Source organism: Edwardsiella sp. A.80236, assembly GCF_044540725.1.
Taxonomy (GTDB): domain Bacteria; phylum Pseudomonadota; class Gammaproteobacteria; order Enterobacterales; family Enterobacteriaceae; genus Edwardsiella; species Edwardsiella tarda.
In genome coordinates, this window is sequence record NZ_JBIUCY010000034.1 from 1 (window position 1) to 7950 (window position 7950).

Genomic DNA, 7950 nt, shown 5'->3' on the forward strand with positions numbered 1-7950 from the left:
TCTGCCTCTGCCTCTGCCTCTGCCTCTGCCTCTGCCTCTGCCTCTGCCTCTGCCTCTGCCTCTGCCTCTGCCTCTGCTTTTCGCGCGTTAGGCTATCGATCGGCCCGATATATCGCCACTCGGCTGAACTCTCCCTTATGATGGAAACCGGTTTCAGAAACCGATTGCAGTTATTTTTTCTCAGCGCGTATACTGACGCTATGGTGCGCCGTTTGGCGGCGTGTGGAGCGTAGTAGCGAAGGGTGAGTGGCGATGGGATTTCCAGCAGATTTCTTATGGGGGGCGGCGACGGCGGCTTACCAGGTGGAGGGGGCACACGATGTTGATGGCAAGGGGCTTTCGATATGGGATGTCTATGCCCATCAACCCGGAACGACCTATCAGGGGAGCAATGGGGATGTGGCCGCCGATCACTATCATCGTTTTCGAGAGGATGTGGCGTTGATGGCCGAGCTAGGAATGACCTCGTACCGCTTCTCTCTCTCTTGGCCGCGCCTGCTGCCGGAAGGAACCGGACGCGTCAACGAGGCGGGTGTCGCCTTCTACAACCAGCTGATCGATACGCTGTTGCAACATAACATCCGGCCGATGATCACCCTGTACCACTGGGATCTACCGCAGGCGCTACAGGATCGTTTCGGTGGTTGGGCGGATCGGCGCATTGTCGATGCCTTCGACGAGTATGCGCGTCTGTGTTATGCCCGCTTCGGCGATCGCGTCGATCTCTGGTCGACCTTTAACGAGACCATCGTCTTTATCGGTATGGGCTACGTTACCGGTCAGCATCCTCCCGCGCTGAAAGAGACTAAAACCGCTATTCAGGCGTGCCATCATGTGTTCCTGGCTAACGCGCGAGCGGTGAAAAGCTTCCGCGAGTCGGGGGTCGCCGGCCAGATCGGCTTCGTCAATGTGATGCAACCCAACGATCCCATCAGCCAACGGCCAGAGGATCTGCGTGCCTGTGCGTTGGCCGAGGGGATTTACACCCACTGGCTGTTCGATCCGGTGCTGAAGGGGGAGTATCCGGTGGAGCTGTTGGCGATGGCCCAGCAGGCTTTCGGCGTGCCGCAGTTCGCGCCAGGCGATGCCGAGCTGCTACGGGAGAATATCGTCGATTTTATCGGGCTGAACTACTACAAACGCGAGATGATCGCCGCTAACGAGGAGATTCAAGGCTTCGATCTCAATACCAGCGGTGAGAAGGGGAGCAGCGGGGGAATGGGCTTTAAGGGATTATTTAAGATCGTGCGTAATCCTGACGGCGTTTATTCCGATTGGGATTGGGAGATCTATCCGCAGGGGCTGACGGAGGCGATCGCCCGTATTCGTCGGCGTTATGGCGAGATCCCTATCTACATCACCGAAAATGGCCTCGGCGCCAAGGATCCGATCGTCGCGGGCGAGATCGCCGATCAGGCGCGTATCGACTATTTACGCGACCATATCGCGGCGCTGGAGCAGGCCATCGCCGAGGGGGCTGATGTTCGTGGCTACTATCCCTGGTCGTTTATCGATCTGCTCTCATGGCTGAATGGCTATCAGAAGCAGTATGGCTTCGTCTATGTCGATCGTCAGCAGGATCTGGCCCGGCGTAAGAAGCGTAGCTTTTACTGGTATCAGCAAGTGATCCGCAGCAACGGCGCCGAGCGCTAATTCGCTCTGCTGGGCGGTCTGGCTGACGGCCCGCCGCCTGCTTATCTTCGCCATATGGCTGGTTTTTCCCGCGTCAGCGTTTATGATGAAGGCAGGGTGCCGCCATGAGGCGGCTGTCTGGCGGATAATTGGCGAACGATTACCGCCGTTAGGCGTGATGTAGCGATAACGATGAACAAACGGTTTAGGCGTCTCGTTGGCCTGTTTCTGCCCTTGGCGCTATTGGCGGCGGGTGCGCTGTGGTGGGGGCCTGGCGCGGCACAGAATAATCCGGCGGCGCAGGCTTCGATCAGCCAACTGACGCGTCAGGAGCGAGTGGTGGCCTATCTGCAGGCGCATCGGCAGCTACCGGATTACTATATTACCAAGCGCCAGGCGCGTGCCGCCGGTTGGGATCCGGCTAAAGGTAACCTGTGCCAGGTCTTGCCTGGGCGCGCCATCGGTGGCGATCGCTTCGCCAACCGTGAGGGGCGTCTACCCCAACAGGCGGATCGCATCTGGCGTGAGGCGGATGTGAATTATCGCTGTGGCCGCCGCCAGGCGGATCGCGTGTTATATTCCAATGACGGTCTGATCTATGTCACCCGTGATCACTATCGACACTTTATCCGTATGGAGTGATCGCTATGCAAAAAGTCCAATTTGATTTTAACCAGATAACCGATTTAGCGGCCTTCTATCGCCAATTCTCGCATGTCTTCGCCTTGTCGTCGGCGTTCGGCGCCAATCTTGACGCGTTATGGGATGTGGTGACTGGCGATATCGCGATGCCGTTGGAGATCGACTTTATCAACTTCGATGCTGGCAAGAAGCGGCGTTTTGCTGCGCTGGTGCTGCTGTTTGAGGCGGCGGAGGCGGAGTTAGAGGGCGAGTTACGCTTTAATACTTACGATAAGGCGGCCTGAGTACGCTACCGCCGACCAACTGGCCGGCGGGCGTGTCTATCATTACTCGTTCTCTTCGGCCAGAACGCGCAGATACTGGAAGATTTGGCGTGCCGATTTCGGTGGCTTGTTTCCCTCACGCTCCTTCTTCGCGTTACGGATCAAGGCGCGTAGTTGCTGGCGATCGGCCTGCGGATAGAGGTTAATCACCTCGGTGATCGCCAGGTCGCCGTCGTCAATCAAACGGTCGCGCAGTTGTTCCAGTTTATGGAACAGGGCGACTTGCTGGTTGTGGCGGTTCTTCAGCTTATCCAACGCGGTCTGAATCGGTTCGGGGTCGCGTTGACGCAGCAGTTTGCCGATCAACTGTAGTTGGCGACGACGCCCCTCTTTCTTGATGCGTTGGGCCAGCTCGATCGCGGCGCGCAGATCTTCATCCAGCGGAATGCGATCCAAGGCATTTTTCCCGAGATCGACCAGTTCGGCGCCCAGGTCCTTTAGGGCTTCGGCATCGCGTTTGATTTCGCTTTTGCTGACCCAGATGATCTCGTCATCATCGTCGTTTTCTTCCTGGCCGGGGATCTCGTCCAGCCACTCTTCGTCTGGATGTTTATGCATGGCAGTTTCCTTAAAAAATGGCGCACATCCTAACAGGTGTCGCTGCGTGTGTCGCGCAATTCTCGGCGAGGATCGGCGTGGCATGATGCTACACCTTCCTCGTTGCTGTGCGCCTGTTCAGCAGTATATACCTAGCACCGTGCTTGCGGCAGGGAATGTTCCGCCAGAGAGATGAAGGAGAGGGGAAGCATAGAAGAAGAGGATGGCCTGCGGCTGTAGTCAAATAGACCTTACGGTTTGTCTGTAATCAGGCTAAGCGGGGGGAATGTCGCCCTCAGATCAAATTTAATGTTCTGATTAATAATGTCTAACTCTCTCTTATTGGCAAATCATTAACGCCGAGTTGATATATAATTATTGACCCATTATGTATTTTCAAACTTTTCATTAGACTGAAAAACATACAGTGCTGCGGCGGCACAGCGTGTGCGCGGGGAAATTAATCCGTCATAGGTTTTGACTCAAAAGATTATATAACTATAATGCCGCGGTCTAAATTAATATAGGTTGGTTATGTCAGATTTGCTGAAGTCCCTGAATAATATTCGTACGCTGCGTGCTTATGCGCGTGAAACGCAACTCAGCGCGTTGGAAGAGATGCTGGATAAGCTGCGCACCGTGGTCAGCGAGCGCCGTGAAGAGATCGAACAGGCCGAGAAAGTTCGTCACGAGCGCGAAGAAAAGCTGCATGCTTATCGTGAGATGTTGCTGGCCGAAGGGATCTCGCTGGATGACTTACTGGCGATGGAAAAAGTCTCCGAGCGTAAGGTGAAGACAAAGCGCGCACCGCGCCCGGCTAAATATGAGTATCTGGATGAGCAGGGTGAAATTCAGCAGTGGACCGGTCAGGGCCGCATGCCGAAAATGATTAAGCAGGAAATCGAAGCGGGTAAATCCCTGGATGATTTCCTGATTAAATAATCTGTCGCTTGCAGATTGAGCTTGGCACATAACGTGCCGCGCTAAGTGTAACGCCCCAATTATTGGGGCGTTCTCGTTAATCTTCTCCTCGCGCTATCGCTTTACCTTACTCCCGTTATTTTGTTCAGCGTCGCGGCGCGCTTCTCCGGTTATTTCCTACGATCGTCTCTCCGCTTGGCAAGGCACGCAACCTGTGCGCCGAGCATGCAGCGGCAACGAAATTCGCCGCGCTTCCTGTTACACTCATAGCATCACTCAGGCCCTGGCCTGTTGTCATAGCCGTCGGCTGTTGGCCGGCCGGTTTAACCGTTTTGCAATCATGGCGGATTAATGAAAGTCATCAATCAGGTAGCAGAGCAGCGCAAGGCGCTGGAAGAGGCCGTGGCGCAGGCGTTGACGCTGGCGCAGGCCGGTGCGGAGGCGGCGGAGGTTGCGGTGACGCGTACCACCGGCATCAGCGTCAGCACCCGTTTTGGTGAAGTGGAGAATGTGGAGTTTAACAGCGATGGCGCACTGGGGATCACCGTGTATCACCAGCAACGTAAGGGGAGCGCCTCCTCCACCGATCTCAGCCCCCAGGCCATCGCCCGCACGGTGCAGGCGGCGTTAGATATCGCGCGTTATACCTCGCCTGACCCCTATGCCGGGCCGGCAGAGGCGGCGCTGCTGGCGTTTGAGGCGCCGGATCTGGATCTCTTCCATCCGGCGGAGTTAGATGCCGATCGCGCCATCGCCTTGGCCGCCGAGGCGGAGCGGGTGGCCTTGTCCGCCGATGCGCGCATCAGCAACACCGAGGGCGGTAGCTTCAATAGCCACTATGGCATCCGGGTATTCGGTAATAGTCACGGTATGTTGCAAAGTTACTGTTCGAGCCGTCACTCCCTATCGAGCTGTGTCATCGCCGAGCAGGAGGGTGATATGGAGCGTGACTATGCCTATACCATCGCCCGTGATATGGCCGAGCTGCGCTCGGCGCAGTGGGTCGGGGAGGAGTGTGCGCGTCGCACCTTGGCGCGTTTAGCGCCGCGTCGTCTCCCGACCATGCAGGCGCCGGTGATGTTCGCTGCCGAGGTCGCGACCGGGCTGTTTGGTCATTTGGTCGGCGCCATCAGCGGCAGCAGCGTATACCGCAAGTCCACTTTCCTGCTCGATAGCCTTGGCCAGCAGATCCTGCCAGCGTGGCTCACTATCGAGGAGCAACCGCATTTGCTGCGCGGCTTGGCCTCGACGCCTTTCGACAGTGAGGGGGTGCGCACCACGCCGCGTCATATCGTGCAGGATGGGGTGCTGCAAACCTGGCTGTTGACCAGCTATTCGGCGCGTAAATTGGGGCTGCACAGCACCGGTCATGCCGGTGGTATCCATAACTGGCGCATCGCCGGGCGTGGGTTGGACTTCCAGCAGATGGTGCGCGAGATGGGCCGCGGCTTCTTGGTGACCGAACTGATGGGGCAAGGGGTGAGTACGGTGACCGGCGACTACTCGCGCGGCGCCTCCGGCTTCTGGGTCGAGAATGGCGAGATCCAATACCCGGTGAGTGAGGTGACCATCGCCGGGAATCTACGTGACATGTGGGCCAACATGGTCACCATCGGTGATGATATCGAGACGCGCAGCAACATTCAGTGTGGTTCGGTGTTGCTCGACAGCATGAAGATCGCCGGGGAGTAACGGCGCACTAAACCAGTCCAGCCCGCGGCCATGCCGCGGGCTGGACCTCCATCTTGCTCTGCACGATCTGCACGGCTCCGCTGAGTGTGCGGGCCAACGCGAGGATGCGGCGTGCTAATGCCTCGCGTGCTGTATTCCTTATCTCTTATCGGTTTCCTGTCCGTCATACTGGCTAACGCGGCGCTTCTCTGCCGCGCCGATCGCTCCCCGTCGCGATCATCTCCTGCGCCCATTTTCATCGCCAGACGCTGAGCGACCACGGCCCAGCGGATACGCCATATGCGCTCGGCAGCCACGCGATCTCCTTAGGCTCGCCGCTGAGTGCGGGGAGATCACGGCAGACGTTGGTCTTGGCGACAGCTCAGGGGACAAAAAAACCGCATGACCGAGGCCATGCGGTGTGAGGGGGAGAGGATTAGCGGGAACCGATGTTACGCAGCGGTTTGCCAGCCATCAGGTTACGTTCGATGTGCTCCAGCGAGATATTTTTGGTTTCGGGGATCAGCGCCAGAGTGATAAAGATAAAGATCAGGTTCAGTGCGGCATAGACCCAGAAGGTATGCGCGCTGCCCAGATTGTTCAACATGGTCAGAAAGGTGGCACCGACGATCATGTTGGCGATCCAGTTGGTGGCGGTTGAGCAGGTGATACCGAAGTCACGCCCTTTCAGCGGCTGGATTTCGGAACACAGCACCCAGATCAGTGGGCCGGCGCTCATGGCGAAACCGACGATAAACATCAACAGCATGAAGATGGCGAAGTACTGCGTCACGCTGGAGGTGATGCCGATGTTCATCATGGTTCCCAGGGTGCCCATGCCGATGGCCATGACGATGAAGCCGAGGATCAGCGTCGGCTTACGTCCCCAGCGATCGACCAGGCCGATGGCGATAAAGGTGGCCAGCACGTTGACCAGACCGACGATCACCGTCCCCCACATCTGTTGTTCGGTGCTAGCGAAGCCCGCCAGATCGAAGATCTTCGGCGCGTAATACATGATGACGTTCATCCCGGTGAATTGCTGCATGACCTGCAACAGGATCCCCAGATAGACCGCCCGGCGGAAGTTGCTGTTCTGCTTGAATAGCGACCAGCCACTCTGTTTCAGTTTCAGACTCTCACGGATCTCATTCAGCTCGTCCTGCGCCTGTTTACTGCTGTCGCGTAGCTTCTCTAAGACGCGACGCGCCTGATCGTGACGATCGCGTGAGGCTAGCCAGCGTGGGCTGTCCGGTAGGAAGAATACCCCCACCAGTAATACCAAGGCCGGGATGGTGATGACGCCCAGCATCCAGCGCCAGGAGCCGCTGTAGCTGAAGGCGGTATCGGACAGGTAGGCGCCGAGGATGCCGATGGTGATCATCAGCTGATACATCGAGATCATGCTGCCGCGAATACGCTCCGGCGCGATCTCGGACAGGTAGATCGGCGCGGTGTAGGAGGCGATACCGACGGCCAGGCCTAATAGGATGCGCGACAGGATCAGGATCTCGACGTTCGGTGCGAAGGCGGAGAACAAGGAGCCGGCGACGAACAGGATCGCCCCGATCATCAGGCTGTATTTCCTGCCGAGGCCATGGTTCATCCAACCGCTGCCGACGGCACCGACGGCGGCGCCGAACATCATCGAGCTGACCACCCACTCTTGCTGCGAGCTGGTGATACTGAAGGTATCGGTGATAAAGGGGAGCGCCCCGGCGATGACCCCGATGTCCAGGCCAAACAACAACCCCGCCAGCGCGGCGAGGAAACAGACGAAGAAGGTCATGCCGGCATTACTGCGGGCATGGGGTGTGGCGGATGTATTGACGGTAGTACTCATACTGCCTCCCAACAAGACTATTTCTTTGATGTCGCCATGGTAAGAATTGTCCGCTGTTTATAAAGTGCGCATGATCACATAAATGTAATCGTTTACACCATTTGTATTAAATAAAATGTACTGATGCATGTTGGCGGGATGTTAATCTATGCGCTGTTTTTAGTTGTAATTTAGCGTAAGCAATCTTTCTAGAGACGGGATATGTCGCTTTTATCAGCGAATTATCCGATGAATGATAGGGATAGATAATGAATTTATGCTTAGTTTGTGTAACTTGTGTAATCGATTACACTCGGTCTGGTAGACGGTAGACGGTAGACGGTAGACGGTAGACGGTAGACGGTAGACGGTAGACGGTAGACGGTAGACGGTAGACGGTAG

The 7950-nt window shown here is 56.8% G+C and carries 7 protein-coding genes; 5 read left to right on the forward strand and 2 right to left on the reverse strand.

Features of this window, described 5'->3' with window-relative positions:
• Positions 1-252 precede the first annotated feature (252 nt).
• The 3 genes from ACEQFP_RS16905 (at position 253) to ACEQFP_RS16915 (ending at position 2558) form a co-directional block, all read left to right on the forward strand.
• Entirely contained in the window at positions 253-1653 is a 1401-nt protein-coding gene (locus ACEQFP_RS16905) for a GH1 family beta-glucosidase (RefSeq protein WP_370550697.1), read from the forward strand.
• Positions 1654-1824: 171 nt separating this feature from the next.
• Positions 1825-2274 (forward strand): ribonuclease domain-containing protein, encoded by a 450-nt coding sequence (locus ACEQFP_RS16910; protein ID WP_035600438.1) that lies wholly within the window; start codon positions 1825-1827, stop codon positions 2272-2274.
• A gap of 5 nt (positions 2275-2279) precedes the next feature.
• A complete protein-coding gene (locus ACEQFP_RS16915; protein WP_005296307.1) occupies positions 2280-2558 on the forward strand; it encodes a barstar family protein in 279 nt (92 codons plus the stop codon).
• 42 nt (positions 2559-2600) lie between these two features.
• Here the strand turns inward: ACEQFP_RS16915 and yjgA are convergent, their stop codons facing one another.
• On the reverse strand, positions 2601-3155 hold the full coding sequence (gene yjgA / locus ACEQFP_RS16920; RefSeq protein ID WP_005282196.1) for a ribosome biogenesis factor YjgA: 555 nt from the start codon (positions 3153-3155) through the stop codon (positions 2601-2603).
• Positions 3156-3668: 513 nt separating this feature from the next.
• Here yjgA and ACEQFP_RS16925 point away from each other — a divergent pair.
• Positions 3669-4076 carry an H-NS family nucleoid-associated regulatory protein gene (locus tag ACEQFP_RS16925; protein ID WP_005282191.1) on the forward strand — a complete coding sequence of 136 codons (408 nt, stop codon included), beginning with the start codon at positions 3669-3671 and terminating at the stop codon, positions 4074-4076.
• Between the two features lie 330 nt (positions 4077-4406).
• Positions 4407-5747 (forward strand): metalloprotease PmbA, encoded by a 1341-nt coding sequence (gene pmbA / locus ACEQFP_RS16930; RefSeq protein ID WP_005296311.1) that lies wholly within the window; start codon positions 4407-4409, stop codon positions 5745-5747.
• A gap of 415 nt (positions 5748-6162) precedes the next feature.
• Here pmbA and ACEQFP_RS16935 read toward each other — a convergent pair whose 3' ends face one another.
• Positions 6163-7569 (reverse strand): sugar porter family MFS transporter, encoded by a 1407-nt coding sequence (locus ACEQFP_RS16935; RefSeq protein WP_035600441.1) that lies wholly within the window; start codon positions 7567-7569, stop codon positions 6163-6165.
• Positions 7570-7950 lie beyond the last annotated feature (381 nt).